Origin of the sequence: Pseudomonas sp. BF-B-30, from assembly GCF_019956305.1 — a bacterium.
GTDB classification, from domain to species: Bacteria; Pseudomonadota; Gammaproteobacteria; order Pseudomonadales; family Pseudomonadaceae; genus Aquipseudomonas; species Aquipseudomonas jessenii.
Genome location: NZ_JAHBDG010000022.1, coordinates 158,380 through 172,571 on the forward strand (window position 1 = coordinate 158,380; position 14,192 = coordinate 172,571).

The 14,192-nt window shown below is 60.5% G+C and carries 15 protein-coding genes; 2 read left to right on the plus strand and 13 right to left on the minus strand.

Features of this window, described 5'->3' with window-relative positions; all coding sequences use genetic code 11:
- Positions 1-69: 69 nt before the first annotated feature.
- From lipA to KGB29_RS13605, 12 genes are all read right to left on the minus strand, one after another.
- The gene (gene lipA / locus KGB29_RS13550; protein WP_162130289.1) at positions 70-1,068 is read right to left on the minus strand and encodes a lipoyl synthase; all 999 of its coding nucleotides are present in this window, start codon (positions 1,066-1,068) and stop codon (positions 70-72) included.
- Positions 1,069-1,093: 25 nt separating this feature from the next.
- The gene (gene lipB / locus KGB29_RS13555; RefSeq protein WP_150814338.1) at positions 1,094-1,741 is read right to left on the minus strand and encodes a lipoyl(octanoyl) transferase LipB; all 648 of its coding nucleotides are present in this window, start codon (positions 1,739-1,741) and stop codon (positions 1,094-1,096) included.
- On the minus strand, positions 1,741-2,016 hold the full coding sequence (locus KGB29_RS13560) for a DUF493 domain-containing protein (RefSeq protein ID WP_008052383.1): 276 nt from the start codon (positions 2,014-2,016) through the stop codon (positions 1,741-1,743). The genes lipB and KGB29_RS13560 overlap by 1 nt, the downstream gene beginning before the upstream one ends.
- Before the next feature lie 83 nt (positions 2,017-2,099).
- On the minus strand, positions 2,100-3,257 hold the full coding sequence (locus KGB29_RS13565) for a D-alanyl-D-alanine carboxypeptidase family protein (protein ID WP_056728857.1): 1,158 nt from the start codon (positions 3,255-3,257) through the stop codon (positions 2,100-2,102).
- Positions 3,258-3,441: 184 nt separating this feature from the next.
- Complete coding sequence (locus KGB29_RS13570; protein WP_057713159.1) at positions 3,442-4,452, minus strand: septal ring lytic transglycosylase RlpA family protein; 1,011 nt, start codon at positions 4,450-4,452, stop codon at positions 3,442-3,444.
- Positions 4,452-5,462: a lytic murein transglycosylase B gene (gene mltB / locus KGB29_RS13575; RefSeq protein ID WP_150814339.1), complete on the minus strand. Its 1,011-nt coding sequence runs from the start codon at positions 5,460-5,462 to the stop codon at positions 4,452-4,454. Before mltB ends, KGB29_RS13570 begins: the two co-directional genes overlap by 1 nt.
- Before the next feature lie 17 nt (positions 5,463-5,479).
- Entirely contained in the window at positions 5,480-6,583 is a 1,104-nt protein-coding gene (gene rodA / locus KGB29_RS13580) for a rod shape-determining protein RodA (protein WP_173677931.1), read from the minus strand.
- 31 nt (positions 6,584-6,614) lie between these two features.
- Positions 6,615-8,510, minus strand: coding sequence for a penicillin-binding protein 2 (mrdA, locus tag KGB29_RS13585; RefSeq protein ID WP_102670775.1), 1,896 nt, complete (start codon positions 8,508-8,510; stop codon positions 6,615-6,617).
- A gap of 10 nt (positions 8,511-8,520) precedes the next feature.
- Positions 8,521-8,988 carry a 23S rRNA (pseudouridine(1915)-N(3))-methyltransferase RlmH gene (gene rlmH / locus KGB29_RS13590; protein ID WP_008052376.1) on the minus strand — a complete coding sequence of 156 codons (468 nt, stop codon included), beginning with the start codon at positions 8,986-8,988 and terminating at the stop codon, positions 8,521-8,523.
- Positions 8,989-8,997: 9 nt separating this feature from the next.
- A complete protein-coding gene (gene rsfS / locus KGB29_RS13595; RefSeq protein WP_007975896.1) occupies positions 8,998-9,492 on the minus strand; it encodes a ribosome silencing factor in 495 nt (164 codons plus the stop codon).
- 73 nt (positions 9,493-9,565) lie between these two features.
- Positions 9,566-10,255, minus strand: coding sequence for a nicotinate-nucleotide adenylyltransferase (nadD, locus tag KGB29_RS13600; RefSeq protein WP_150814340.1), 690 nt, complete (start codon positions 10,253-10,255; stop codon positions 9,566-9,568).
- Position 10,256: 1 nt separating this feature from the next.
- The gene (locus tag KGB29_RS13605) at positions 10,257-11,528 is read right to left on the minus strand and encodes a glutamate-5-semialdehyde dehydrogenase (protein WP_102670774.1); all 1,272 of its coding nucleotides are present in this window, start codon (positions 11,526-11,528) and stop codon (positions 10,257-10,259) included.
- A gap of 189 nt (positions 11,529-11,717) precedes the next feature.
- Here KGB29_RS13605 and KGB29_RS13610 point away from each other — a divergent pair, with 189 nt between their 5' ends.
- Both KGB29_RS13610 and KGB29_RS13615 read left to right on the plus strand, forming a co-directional pair.
- A complete protein-coding gene (locus KGB29_RS13610; protein ID WP_150814341.1) occupies positions 11,718-12,416 on the plus strand; it encodes a DNA-3-methyladenine glycosylase in 699 nt (232 codons plus the stop codon).
- A gap of 158 nt (positions 12,417-12,574) precedes the next feature.
- Positions 12,575-13,891 (plus strand): bifunctional DedA family/phosphatase PAP2 family protein, encoded by a 1,317-nt coding sequence (locus tag KGB29_RS13615; RefSeq protein ID WP_150814343.1) that lies wholly within the window; start codon positions 12,575-12,577, stop codon positions 13,889-13,891.
- 90 nt (positions 13,892-13,981) lie between these two features.
- Here the strand turns inward: KGB29_RS13615 and KGB29_RS13620 are convergent, their stop codons facing one another.
- Entirely contained in the window at positions 13,982-14,143 is a 162-nt protein-coding gene (locus KGB29_RS13620; protein ID WP_191625448.1) for a hypothetical protein, read from the minus strand.
- Positions 14,144-14,192 lie beyond the last annotated feature (49 nt).

Consider the following 14,192-nt stretch of genomic DNA (forward strand, 5'->3'; position numbering starts at 1 on the left):
TCGTAGGCCAGGCAAAAAAACGCCCGCAAGGCTTTGAAACCTTGCGGGCGTTTTATGCTTCACAGTCGATCAGGACGACATCAGCTCGGCCTTGACCAGCTTCGCCTGCTCGTCGGCGTGGTACGAGGAGCGAACCAATGGACCGGAAGCGACGTTCTTGAAGCCCATCTTGTAACCTTCCTCGGCGAACCAGGCGAAGGTGTCCGGGTGCACGAAGCGCTGGACCGGCAAGTGGCTGCGGGACGGTTGCAGGTACTGGCCCAGGGTCAGCATGTCGATGTCGTGCTCGCGCATGCGCTTCATGACTTCGATGACTTCTTCGTCGGTCTCGCCCAGACCCAGCATCAGGCCGGACTTGGTCGGAATGTGCGGCATCATCTGCTTGAAGCGTTGCAGCAGGGTCAGCGACCACTGATAGTCCGAACCTGGGCGGGCAGCCTTGTACAGACGTGGCACGGTTTCCAGGTTGTGGTTGAACACATCCGGCGGCTCGGCGGCGGTGATTTCCAGCGCGATGTCCATGCGGCCACGGTAGTCCGGGACCAGGGTTTCGAGCTGCACGTTCGGCGACAGCTTGCGGATTTCGCGGATGCAGTCGGCAAAGTGCTGGGCACCGCCGTCACGCAGGTCATCGCGGTCTACCGAAGTGATCACCACGTACTTCAGGCGCAGGTCGGCGATGGCAATGGCCAGGCTTTCCGGCTCGTTGACGTCCAGCGGCTTCGGACGGCCGTGGCCGACGTCGCAGAACGGGCAGCGACGGGTGCAGATGTCCCCCATGATCATGAAGGTCGCGGTGCCGCCGGAGAAGCACTCGCCCAGGTTCGGGCAGGACGCCTCTTCGCACACGCTGTGCAACTTGTGTTTGCGCAACAGGGCCTTGATGCGGTCGACTTCCGGCGAAACCGGGATGCGGACGCGAATCCAGTCCGGCTTCTTCGGCAGTTCGGTGGTCGGAATGATCTTCACCGGGATGCGTGCAACCTTTTCGGCGCCGCGCAGCTTGACGCCGGCTTCAACCTTGGGACGCGGGGCCGGGCGCTCGGTGACATCGAGCGTCGGGATCATGGTTTGCACTGCATCAGTAGTCATATCAGTCGATTCCGCCCGTCAGGGTCGTCTGCTCAGCATAGTCGAGGTGTTTGACGAGCTGCGCGCGCAGCCGGGCACTTACCTCGGCAAATTCAATCGATCCTGCGTGGTCGCTCAGCTGGGTCATCGCCAGCCCGGCGTAGCCGCAGGGATTAATCCGTCGAAACGGTTCCAGGTTCATGTCCACGTTCAAGGCCAGGCCATGAAAGGAACAGCCGTGGCGGATCCGAAGACCCAGGGAGGCGATTTTCGCCCCGTCGACGTAGACACCCGGCGCATCGGGCTTGGCCACGGCGGTGACACCGTAACTGGCCAGCAGCTCGATCAGGCATTGCTCCATCCGGCTGACCAGATCGCGCACGCCAAACCCGAGCTTGCGCACGTCCAGCAGCAGATAAGCCACCAGTTGGCCAGGGCCGTGGTAGGTCACCTGACCACCACGGTCGACCTGCACCACCGGAATATCACCGGGAAGCAGCAGATGCTCGGCCTTGCCGGCCTGGCCCTGGGTGAACACCGCAGGGTGTTCCACCAGCCAGATCTCGTCGGCGGCATGGTTGCCGCGTTCGTTGGTGAAGCGTTGCATGGCATGCCAGACCGGCTCGTAAGCCATCTGGCCGAGCTCGCGAAAGCCCAGCACCCCGGACATCACAGCACCATGTGCACGAAACCGGTTGCCCGCAGTTCGCTGTTGATGTTGTACAGCTGATCCTGGTCGGTCGCGACGATGTGCAACTGAATGGTGGTGTATTTGCCGTTGCTGCTCTGGCGCTCATCAACACGCTCATCGTTGATCGTTGCATATTTGCGGACGATGTCGATGATTCTGTCCTTGTTACCCACGCCGGTGTCGCTGATCACCTTAACCGGGTAATCATTGGCAGGGAACTCGATCTTTGGCGCCTTTACTTCGGTATCGGTCATGGCGTAACGGCCTCGTAAGCGTAAGCCGTGGCGACGGCAAAGCCCCGCGCCGGATCAGCGCAGGGCCATGCAGGTGCACACTATCAGTTGAACAAGCCGTAGAAGAATAGACGGATGCTATCCCACATGCGGCGGAAGATACCACCCTCTTCGACGCCATCCAGAGCGATCAGATCGGCGCTGTGCACCACCTTGTCGTCCAGTTTGACTTCGACTTTACCGATCACGTCGCCCTTGGCGATTGGCGCGATCAGTTGCGGGTTCATGGTCATGCTGGCAGCGAGCTTCTTCAGCTGGCCTTTTGGCAAGGTCATGGTCAGGTCTTGCGCCAGGCCAGCCTTGACCTGGTTGGTGGAGCCTTTCCAGACCGGAGCCTGAGCCAGCTCGGTGCCCTTCTGATAGAAGGTCTGGGTTTCGAAGAAGCGGAAACCGTAGGTCAGCAGCTTCTGGGTTTCGGCGGCACGGGCCACTTCGCTGTTGGTGCCGAAGACCACGGCGATCAGACGCATACCATCACGTACGGCCGAAGACACCATGCAATAGCCGGCTTCGTCTGTGTGACCGGTTTTCAGGCCGTCGACGGTCTTGTCGCGCCACAGCAGCAGGTTGCGGTTCGGTTGCTTGATGCCGTTCCAGAAGAACTCTTTCTGCGAGTAGATCGCGTAGTGAGCCGGGTCTTCGTGGATGATCGCGCGAGCCAGTACGGCCATGTCGTGAGCCGACGAGTAGTGCTCAGGGTTCGGCAGACCGGTCGGGTTCATGAAGTGGCTGTTGGTCATGCCCAGGTCGCCAACAGTTTTGTTCATCATGTCGGCGAACGCGTCTTCGCTGCCGGCGATGTGCTCGGAGAGCGCAACGCTGGCGTCGTTGCCCGACTGGATGATGATGCCGTGCAACAGGTCGCTGACAGTCACCTGCGAGCCGACCTTGATGAACATCCGCGAACCGCCGGTACGCCAGGCGTTTTCGCTGACGGTCACCGGATCGTTTTCGCCGATCTGGCCACGACGGATTTCCAGAGTCGCGATGTACGCGGTCATCAGCTTGGTCAGGCTGGCCGGCGGCAGACGCTGGTCACCGTTGTTCTCGACCAGCACGTTGCCGCTGCTGGCATCCATGAGCACATAGGCCTTGGCGGCCAGTTGTGGTGGCGAAGGCATCATCTCGACCGCGAACGCGGCGGGTGAGAGAAGCAGCGGGACTAGCAGGAACAGGCGTTTGGCAAAGGTGGTGATGTTCATCCGTCTCTCGAAATCGCTAATGGAAACTTGCCCAAGGGCAAAACTAATCAAATGACTTTCTAACGAGTCATCGCGTGTTCAGTTGCTCACTCAGTCACCCTTGCCGGGCTTTTGTTCTTCAACGAGTCAACAACCTGGTTCGCCCCCCAATACCGCAGACGAACCGTCAATCAAGCTCTACGTATTACTCCGTGACCACACTCGGCGAACCGAGATTGGCCAGGCGCACACTGTTCTGCACCTGCTGGATTTCACCCGGCGAACCGATTGGCCCCATGCGCACCCGATGCAGGGTCTGCTGATTGCGCACGATCGAGCTGATGAACACCGGAGCGCTCACCATCCCGCTGAGCTTCGATCTCAGGAGTTCTGCAGCGTCCGGGTTGGCGAACGCGCCCACCTGCAGATACTGGCCAGAGGCTGCTACAGAAGCGTTTTTTTTTGCATCGAGTTGCACGGGCACCACCGCGGCCGCGTGTTGCTGCGGCGGCGGCGTCCATTGCTCGACGGTGCCGGCCGAGGCCGTGATCACCGGCGCGCTATTCTGCGCGACTTTCGGTTCGTTGAGCATTAATGGTGCCGGACGGCCCTTGGCAGCCCACCATTGCTGCGGGTCGATGCCTTCGACCTTGACCCGCGCGGTGCCGGTTTCGGCGTAACCGAGCTTCTTGGCGGCCGCGTAGGACAAGTCGATGATCCGGTCCGAATAGAACGGCCCACGGTCGTTGACTCGCAGGATCACGCTCTTGTTGTTGTCCAGGTTGGTGACCCGAACGTAACTTGGCAGTGGCAGAGTCTTGTGGGCAGCGCTCATGCCGTACAGGTCATAGACTTCGCCGTTGGCGGTGTTCTGGCCGTGGAACTTGGTGCCGTACCACGACGCCGTGCCCGACTGCACGTAGGTCTTTGACTCCTGCAGCGGAAAGTAGGTTTTGCCCAGTACCGAGTAAGGAGCGGCCTTGTACGGGCCGGTGTGCAGTGTCGGCGTGGCGTCCGGGATACGCGAAACATCGACATCCCACCATGGCGCGCCATCCTTGTGGGCGCGGTTGATGTCCAGCCCCGGCGTCGTGCGCACAGCGGTGCTGCTGGTCTTCTGGGCCGGCGCACGGCTGGTCGAACAACTGGCGACCAGCATTGCCAACGCGGCGAATGCCATCAGCTTCAGGGGTTTATTGATAGGCAATGCCCGCATTACTTGACGCCCCGTGCTTGGACCAGCTGTTCAGACAGTTGATGTACAGCCATGGCGTACATCACGCTGCGGTTATATCGCGTGATCGCGTAAAAATTCTTCAGGCCCATCCAGTACTCGGAGCCATTGTCGCCTTCCAGGCGGAACGCAGTAACCGGCATATCATCGCGCAGCGCATCATGACTTGACCACCCCAGGGCTCGCAACTCCCCGACGGTTTTCGTCGGTTCGATACCGGTGGTCAAACCTTCGTCGACCTGATCGCCACGGACATCGCCGCGGCTGACTACCGGTTCGCCGGCGACCCAGCCATGGCGCTTGAAGTAACTGGCAACACTGCCAATGGCATCATCCGGATTGGTCCAGATGTTGATATGGCCATCACCGTCGAAATCCACTGCATAAGCGCGGAAACTGCTCGGCATGAACTGCGGCAATCCCATTGCGCCAGCGTAGGAGCCTTTGAGCGTCAACGGATCGACCTGCTCTTCGCGGGCCAGCAGCAGGAACTCACGCAACTCCTTGCGGAAAAACTCGGCACGGGGAGGATAGTCGAAACCCAGGGTCGACAAGGCATCGATCACCCGGAAATTTCCGGTATTACGGCCGAAAAAGGTTTCAACACCGATGATCGAGACAATCACCTGAGCCGGCACGCCGTATTCCTGCTCGGCACGAGCCAACACCGTTTCGTGCTGACGCCAGAAATCCACACCCCGGGCTATGCGCGCATCGGTGATGAACATCGGGCGATACTCGCTCCACTGCTTGACCCGTTCGGCAGGTTTGGAGATGGCGTCCAGAATCGACTGCTTGCGCTCGGCTTCGCGGAACACACCCATCAATTGTTCACCGGCGAAACCGTAGTCGCGGGTCATTTCACCGACGAATTCGGCCACCTGGGGTGAGCCTTCGTAGTCGCCGGCCAACGCGTCCGGCATGGTGCCAAGGATGCTTACCAGGCTGACCCATGGCGCGTATCGAGTCGCCCAGCCACGCATTACTTGCATTGAAAATTTCACCTTATTCAAACCTGCGCGATCCACTTGCGATGGGTATGGATCGACATCAAAACCCCAAACGCTGACAGTAGCGTCACCAGCGAAGTTCCTCCGTAGCTAATGAACGGCAACGGCACCCCCACCACCGGCAACAGGCCACTGACCATACCGATGTTGACGAAAACATAAACAAAAAACGTCATGGTCAGGCTGCCCGCGAGCAACTTGCCGAACAATGTCTGGGCCTGGGCGGTAATCACCAGGCCGCGGCCGATCAACAGCAGGTAGATCAGCAACAGCGCGCAGATCCCCACCAGGCCGAACTCTTCACCCAATACGGCAATGATGAAGTCGGTATGGCTTTCCGGCAGGAAGTCCAGGTGCGACTGGGTGCCCAGCAACCAGCCCTTGCCGAACACACCACCGGAGCCGATGGCGGCCTTGGACTGGATGATGTTCCAGCCGGTGCCTAGCGGGTCACTTTCCGGGTCGAGGAACGTGAGGACGCGCTGCTTCTGGTAGTCGTGCATAACGAAATACCACATGGCCACGGACACCGGCACGGCGGCAGCGAGCACGCTGAGGATCCAGCGCCAGCGCAGCCCCCCCATGAACAGCACGAAGGCGCCCCCCGCCAGAATCAGCAATGAAGTGCCGAGGTCGGGCTGACGCACGATCAGGATGAATGGCAAGCCGATCAGGAACAGACTCACCCCCACATGCTTGAGTTGCGGCGGCAAGGTGCGCTTGGACAGGTACCAGGCGATGGTCGCCGGCATCAGGATCTTCATGAACTCCGAAGGCTGGAAGCGGATCACCCCGGGAATGTTGATCCAGCGGGTAGCGCCCATGGCGTTGTGACCCATGATGTCGACGACTACCAGCAACAGCACGCCGATCACATAACCCACCGGGACCCAGCGGGCCATGAAGCGTGGCTCGAACTGGGCGATGACGATCATCGACACCAGGCCGATGCCGAAAGAAGTGGCTTGTTTGGCCAGCAGATCCCAGCTTTTGCCACTGGCCGAATAGAGTACGAACAGGCTGCCGGCCGCCAGGGTCAGCAGCAGGATCAGCAACGGGCCGTCGATGTGCAGGCGTTGCAGCAGCGTCGCACGGCGACGCATCACATCCTCACTGGAGAGCATGCGATCGAAGTTATTCATCACGGGCGGTAGCCTCTGCACTGATAGGGCTGGCGTATTCGGGCTTCAACCGACCGTCCTGGTCCAGGAGCCAGGCATCCATGATTTGGCGCACCACTGGCGCGGCGACGCCGGAGCCGGACTCGCCGTTCTCGACCATCACCGACACCACGATTTTCGGGTCGTCGGCCGGCGCAAAACCGACGAACAGGGCGTGGTCGCGATGGCGCTCCTGAACCTTGGAACGGTCATACTTCTCACCCTGCTTGATCGCGACCACCTGGGCTGTACCCGACTTGCCAGCGATCCGGTATTGCGCGCCGATAGAGGCTTTGCGCGCCGTACCACGGGCACCATGCATAACCTGCTGCATGCCGTGGTTGACCTTGGCCCAGTCCGAGGGGTCGCGCAGGATGATGTCCGGCATCGGATTCTCATCCACCGGCTTCACGCCCTCGATGGTCTTGGCCAGGTGCGGACGGTTCCAAACGCCTTTGTTGGCGACCAGGGCGGTGGCCTGGGCCAGTTGCAACGGGGTCGACTGCATATAGCCCTGGCCAATCCCCAGAATCAGCGTTTCACCCGGGAACCACGCCTGCCGGCGGGTCGCACGCTTCCATTCGCGGGACGGCATCAACCCCGGCGACTCTTCGAACATGTCCAGGGAGACTTTCTGGCCGATGCCGAATTTGGTCATGTATGCCGACAGCCGATCGATCCCCAGCTTGTGGGCCAGGTCATAGAAGTAGGTGTCGTTGGAACGCATGATCGCCGTATCGAGATCGACGAAACCGTCACCGGTGCGATTCCAGTTACGGTATTTGTGATCGTAGTTGGGCAGCATGTAGTAACCCGGGTCGAACACTCGCGACGACGCCGTCACCACGCCCGCGTCCAGACCGGCAATCGCCACCGCGGGCTTGATGGTCGAACCCGGCGGGTACAGGCCACGCAGCACGCGGTTGAACAGCGGCCGGTCGATGGAGTCGCGCAGCTCGGAATAGGCCTTGAAGCTGATGCCGGTGACGAACAGGTTCGGGTCGAAACTCGGTTGGCTGACCATCGCCAGCACTTCGCCGGTTTTCGGGTCCAGCGCTACTACCGCGCCACGACGACCACCGAGCGCAGCTTCGGCGGCTTCCTGCAATTTGATGTCCAGGCTCAGGACGATGTCCTTGCCGGGAATCGGATCGGTACGCTTGAGCACGCGCAGTACGCGGCCCCTGGCGTTGGTCTCGACTTCCTCGTAACCCACCTGGCCGTGCAATTCAGGCTCGTAGAAACGCTCGATGCCGGTTTTGCCGATGTGGTGGGTGCCGCTGTAATTGACCGGGTCCAGCGACTTGAGCTCTTTCTCGTTGATCCGTCCCATGTAGCCCACCGAGTGAGCAAAGTGCGCCCCCTGGGGATAGTGACGAACCAACTGCGCGACCACTTCCACGCCCGGCAGGCGGAACTGGTTAACGGCGATCCGGGCGATCTGCTCTTCGCTCAGCTCAAACAGGATCGGCACCGGCTCGAACGGCCGGCGCCCCTGACGCATGCGCTTCTCGAAGATCACCCGGTCTTCGGGCGTCAGTTCCAGCACTTCGACGATCACGTCGAGCACCTGCTGCCAGTCGCCGGAACGCTCGCGGGTCATGCTCAGGCTGAAACTCGGCCGGTTATCGGCAATCACCACGCCGTTGCGGTCGAAAATCAGCCCGCGAGTCGGCGGAATCGGCTGCACGTGGACGCGGTTGTTTTCCGACAGGGTCGAGTGGTACTCGTACTGGATCACCTGCAGGAAATACAGACGCGCGATCAGCACCGCAATCAGCGCCACCACTGCAATGGCCCCGAACACGACGCGACCACGCACCAGACGGGCGTCTTTTTCGTGGTCCTTGATGCGGATCGGCTGGGACATGAGGGCAGAACTACTTGTGGTAAGGGTGACCGGACAGCACGGTCCAGGCACGGTACATCTGTTCGCCGATCAGGATCCGCACCAGCGGGTGCGGCAAGGTCAGCGGCGACAACGACCAGCGCTGGTCAGCCCGGGCACAGACTTCCGGCGCCAGCCCTTCGGGGCCACCGACCATGAAGTTGACAGTGCGCGAGTCCAGCCGCCAGCGATCGAGCTCGACCGCCAGTTGCTCGGTACTCCAGGGCTTGCCATGGACTTCGAGAGTGACAATCCGCTCGTTCGGCCCGACCTTGGCCAGCATGGCTTCGCCTTCCTGACGGATGAAACGGGCCACGTCGGCGTTCTTGCCACGGGTATTGAGCGGAATTTCCACCAGTTCCAGCGCCAGCTCGGACGGAAGACGCTTGGCATATTCATGCCAGCCTTCTTCCACCCACTTGGGCATGCGTGAACCGACGGCGATCAGTCGCAGTCGCACGGCGGTCCCTTATTCCTGGTCTTTGTTGAGCTTGTTGAAGTGCTCGTGACCAACTTCAGGGCTGTGGTGCTTGCCATCGGCCGCACGGCTCTGCTCGGCACCTTTCCACAGGCGCTCAAGGTCGTAGAACTGACGGGCGTTGGAGGTCATCATGTGAACGATCACGTCGTCCATGTCCAACAGCACCCAGTCGCTGTCGCCCTTGCCTTCTTCACCCAGCGGCTTGATGCCCAGGGCTTTGACGGCCTCGCGAACCTTGTCCAGCATCGCGCCGATCTGGCGGTTGGAGGTACCGGTGGCGATGATCATGTAGTCAGTGATGCTCTGCTTGTCGCGAACATCAATCACCAGCACATCCTGGGCCTTGACGTCTTCAAGGGCGGCTACGGCGATCTTGACCAGCTCGTCGCCTTTAGGCGGCTCGGCGGCGAGGACCTTTTCCGGCAGCGGGGCACTCTTGAATGTGCCTTTGCGTTTTACTTTGCTTTCGTTGTTGCTCGTCATATAAAACTCGTTTTGCTCGTTTGTTCGGGCGCTTCAATACACGTTGTTGCCACGTGCCTTGAGGCACTCCTATTCAGTTCGACGCACGGTAGAGTCCGTGCGCATCGATGTAGGCCAGGACCGCGTCGGGCACCAGGAAACGTACCGACTTACCGCTGGCCAGCAGTTGACGGATCTGGGTGGCGGATACCGCGAGCGGTGTCTGCCAGACGAATGCAATCTGTCCGCTCGGCCCTTTGAGGGCCAGCGGGTCGCTCACCGAGCGCGCTGCCAGCAGGTTGCGCAAGGCATCCGGCGGTTCGCTGTCGGCATCCGGGCGTTGCAACACCAGGATATGGCAATGCTGGAGCAACTCTTCCCAGCGGTGCCAAGTGGGCAGGCCGCAAAAAGCGTCCCAGCCCAAAAGCAGAAAAACCTGGTCGGATACGGCCAGTTCGGCGCGCATCAGTTCCAGGGTATCAATGGTGTAGGACGGTTTGTCCCGCTGCAATTCGCGGGCGTCCACCACCAACGGCGCCACACCGGCCACCGCGCACTCGACCATCGCCAGACGGTCTTTTGCCGACACCTGCGGCTTGTCCCGATGGGGCGGCCTGGCACTGGGTGTCAGGCGCAACTCATCGAGCGCAAGTGTTTCGGCGACTTCCAGCGCACCGCGCAAATGGCCGATGTGCACCGGATCGAACGTTCCGCCCAGGACACCAATGCGGCGAGGGGCTGGCTCGCTGACGGTGACCGGGGCTGACGGGTCGAATTCGCCCAAGTCAGACCGGCTCCTGTCCGCGCAACTGCCCGTCGCCGACCACGATGTACTTCTCGCAGGTCAGTCCCTCGAGGCCCACCGGGCCGCGGGCGTGCAGCTTATCAGTAGAAATGCCGATCTCGGCACCCAATCCGTATTCGAAGCCATCGGCGAAGCATGTCGGGGTATTGATCATCACCGACGAGGAGTCGACTTCAGCCACGAAACGCCGGGTGTCGCCCTGGTGTTCGCTGACAATCGAATCGGTGTGATGGGAACCGTAATGATTGATGTGCTCGATGGCCTGTCCCAGTCCGTCGACCACGCGGATCGACAAAATCGCCGCCAGGTACTCGGTGCTCCAGTCTTCTTCGGTAGCGGCCACGGCATCGATGATTGCCCGGGTACGCTCGCAACCGCGCAGCTCGACGCCTTTTTCGCGGAACTGTGCCGCCATCGCCGGCAGGAACTCCCTGGCGACGGTTTGATCGACCAGCAGCGTTTCCATGGCGCCGCAGATGCCATAACGGTAAGTCTTGGCATTGAACGCGATGCGCTGTGCCTTGGCCAGATCGGCGTGTTCACTCACGTAAACGTGGCAGATGCCGTCCAGGTGCTTGATCACCGGGACACGGGCATCACGGCTGACGCGTTCGATCAGGCCACGACCGCCGCGCGGCACGATGACATCAACGTATTCAGGCATGGTGATCAGCGCGCCGACGGCAGCACGATCGGTGGTTTCGACCACTTGCACCACCGCGGCCGGCAGATCGGCCTCGGCCAGGCCACGCTGAATGCAGGCGGCGATGGCACGATTGGAATGAATGGCCTCGGAACCGCCACGCAAGATGGTCGCGTTACCGGACTTCAGGCACAGACTGGCCGCATCGATGGTCACGTTCGGTCGCGACTCGTAGATGATTCCGATCACGCCCAGTGGCACGCGCATCTTGCCGACCTGAATTCCGGACGGACGGAAGCTCATGTCACGGATAGCGCCGACCGGGTCCGGCAGGGCTGCCACCTGACGCAGGCCGACGATCATGCCGTCGATACGCGCCGGGGTCAGTGCCAGGCGCTCAAGCAGGGCCGGCTCAAGACCATTGGCGCGACCGGCAGCCAAATCCTGTTCATTGGCCGCCGTCAGCTCGGCTCGGGCAGCGTCCAGCGCGTTGGCGGCGGCCTGCAGGGCGCGGTTTTTCTGCGCGGTACTGGCACGGCCGATCACGCGGGAAGCTTCGCGGGCAGCGCGACCCAGGCGGGTCATGTAGTCAAGAACGGACTCAGTCATGGTCTGGCGTGGTCTTTGATTAGGTCTTGGTAAAGAGTAAAGCGACAGATTATAGCTGTCGCGCCCACCGACTAACAGCGGTGACGGGCGGATGGTCGAAATGGAGGGCAAATTGCCGATGTTCAGCCGGGATTAAGCTGCAAATTGTTATCATCACGACTCATTCAGCCCTGACAAATGCCGGTCATCATGTCCAATCTGACTGTTCGAGCGTCCGCCGCGAGCCTGCCCACGGGCCTCCCGGACGCGTTTTTCGACCGTGACGCGCAAGTTCTGGCCCGGGATTTACTGGGCAAAGTCATTCGCCATCGAGTGGGCGACCTGTGGCTCAGCGCCCGAATTATCGAGACCGAGGCCTACTACTGCGCGGAAAAGGGCAGCCACGCATCCCTCGGCTACACAGAAAAGCGTAAGGCTTTGTTTCTGGATGGCGGCCACATCTATATGTATTACGCTCGGGGCGGCGACTCACTGAACTTCAGTGCTCAAGGGCCGGGAAACGCGGTACTGATCAAATCCGCCTACCCGTGGGTCGATCAATTGAGCGGGCCGGCCAGCCTGGCGCAGATGCTACTGAACAATCCCGATTCCCAGGGCCACCCTCGCCCGTCACAAAAACTCTGTGCCGGGCAAACCCTGCTCTGCAAGGCGCTGGGCCTGAAAGTGCCGGTATGGGACGCCAAACGCTTCGACCATGAAGTGCTGCTGGTAGAACACGTCGGGCAGACGCCCGCCCACATCATCCAGACCACGCGTCTGGGCATTCCCCACGGGCGCGATGAACACCTGATGTACCGCTTCGTCGATGCGACCTACGCGGCTTATTGCACGCGCAACCCGCTACGACGGGGACAGGTCGAAGGTCGCGATTATTTTGTGCTGTCCTGAGACTGATCCGGATTTTGAAACTGAAGGAATCTTCTGTAGGAGCGAGCCTGCTCGCGATGAGGTCAGCACAATCAACATCGCCGTTGACTCAAAGTGCGCTATCGCGAGCAGGCTCGCGCCTACAAGTAGAAAATTGAACATTTGATGGAGTGGTTTTTATGGGCCCATGGCTCGATAGCGTGACCGGATGGTTGGCGGCCAACCCGCAATGGCTGGCGGCAGCGGTGTTCATCGTGGCCTTTGTGGAATGCCTGGCGATTGCCGGACTGATCGTTCCCGGCACGGTGCTGCTGTTCGCCGTGGCGGTACTGGCAGGCAGTGGCGCGCTGACGCTCAGTGAGACGCTCTTGCTGGGTTTCATCGCCGGGGTGCTGGGCGACGTCATTTCGTATTTTCTGGGACGGCACTTCCATCAGAACATCCGGCGCCTGCCGGGCTTGCGCCATCATCCGGAATGGATCGCCGGAGCCGAGTCATACTTCCAGCGCTACGGCATCGCCAGCCTGCTGGTTGGGCGCTTTATCGGCCCCTTGCGGCCAATGCTGCCGATGGTGGCCGGAATGTGCGACATGCCTTTCCCGCGTTTCTTCGCTGTCAGCCTGTTGGCTGGCGCGGGTTGGTCGTTGGCTTATCTGATGCCTGGCTGGGCCACGGGCGCGGCAATCCGCTTGCCATTGCCCGAAGGCTTCTGGCTCCAGGCCGGGGTTGTTGTCGGCAGCATTGCTGTGATGGTCGGTTTGAGCGCAACCAGTAGCCTGCGCCGGCATCGCAATGCCACGATGTTCATCACCGGCATGAGTTTTCTGATTCTGGCAGGGTTGTTTATCGGCTATTCGCATCTGAGCGCGCTCGATCAGGGCGTGATGACACTGGTGCAAGAGCATCGCAATCCGATGCTCGATGAAGTAGCCGTAGTCTTCACACTGATCGGCGAATTCCGCAACATGCTGGCGTTCAGTGCTTTGCTCGTAGTGCTACTGGTGATCGCCAGGCAATGGCCGCAAGCGATCTTCGCCTCCAGCACCTTGCTCTGCACAGCACTGGCCAACACCGCGACCAAACACTTCTTCGCTCGCGTACGTCCGGAAGTCCTGAGCGATCCACTGACCAGTTACAGCATGCCAAGTGGTCACGCCTCGGGTTCTTTCGCGCTGTTTCTAACCCTCGCCGTACTTGCCGGGCGTGGACAACCGCCACGGATGCGATTGACCTGGTTACTACTGGGTTGCATTCCAGCCTTGGCGATTGCCCTCTCCAGAGTTTACCTCGGCGCGCATTGGCCGACGGATGTATTGGCTGGTGCAATGCTGGCGGCCTGCGTCTGCGCAGCCAGCCTCTGGCTGAATCAACGTCAGGCACCACTGAACGCAATGCCGCCCAAGGTCTGGTGGCTGCTGCTACCGGCGTTGGTGGCCCTGTTCGGCTTCTTCGTATTGCGGCATTTGCCCCATACGATGTTGCGGTATGCCTACTAAAAAGAGTGCAGATTTATCTCGACCTCTCATAAAAAAAGAACCCCGACCAATATGACGGGGTTCTTTTTGAACGCGTTCAGCTAATTGTAATCAGGCACGTTGACGTTTACGCATTTCCAGAATCAGTGCATCAGCGAGCCGGCCTGCTGCAATTGCAGTATCCTCGAAGGATTGCCCCATACTTGCATGTTTGAGCAGGTAACCTACAGCGGCCGCTTCCCATGCCGCGCGCTCATTGGAGAAAATAGTCATCATTGAAATCCTTCTGATATTTTGAAGTAACCCGCTTCATGCGGGCAAT

Bases quoted from the DNA above. Each gene is read 5' to 3' on its own strand.
- mltB (WP_150814339.1), bottom strand. From the start codon at position 5,462: ATGCAAGTAATGCGTGGCTGGGCGACTCGATACGCGCCATGGGTCAGC.
- mrdA (WP_102670775.1), bottom strand. From the start codon at position 8,510: ATGTCCCAGCCGATCCGCATCAAGGACCACGAAAAAGACGCCCGTCTG.
- lipA (WP_162130289.1), bottom strand. From the start codon at position 1,068: ATGATCCCGACGCTCGATGTCACCGAGCGCCCGGCCCCGCGTCCCAAG.
- KGB29_RS13615 (WP_150814343.1), top strand. From the start codon at position 12,575: ATGGGCCCATGGCTCGATAGCGTGACCGGATGGTTGGCGGCCAACCCG.
- lipB (WP_150814338.1), bottom strand. From the start codon at position 1,741: ATGTCCGGGGTGCTGGGCTTTCGCGAGCTCGGCCAGATGGCTTACGAG.
- KGB29_RS13605 (WP_102670774.1), bottom strand. From the start codon at position 11,528: ATGACTGAGTCCGTTCTTGACTACATGACCCGCCTGGGTCGCGCTGCC.
- KGB29_RS13560 (WP_008052383.1), bottom strand. From the start codon at position 2,016: ATGACCGATACCGAAGTAAAGGCGCCAAAGATCGAGTTCCCTGCCAAT.
- rsfS (WP_007975896.1), bottom strand. From the start codon at position 9,492: ATGACGAGCAACAACGAAAGCAAAGTAAAACGCAAAGGCACATTCAAG.
- KGB29_RS13620 (WP_191625448.1), bottom strand. From the start codon at position 14,143: ATGACTATTTTCTCCAATGAGCGCGCGGCATGGGAAGCGGCCGCTGTA.
- rodA (WP_173677931.1), bottom strand. From the start codon at position 6,583: ATGCGTCGCCGTGCGACGCTGCTGCAACGCCTGCACATCGACGGCCCG.
- KGB29_RS13565 (WP_056728857.1), bottom strand. From the start codon at position 3,257: ATGAACATCACCACCTTTGCCAAACGCCTGTTCCTGCTAGTCCCGCTG.
- KGB29_RS13610 (WP_150814341.1), top strand. From the start codon at position 11,718: ATGTCCAATCTGACTGTTCGAGCGTCCGCCGCGAGCCTGCCCACGGGC.
- KGB29_RS13570 (WP_057713159.1), bottom strand. From the start codon at position 4,452: ATGCGGGCATTGCCTATCAATAAACCCCTGAAGCTGATGGCATTCGCC.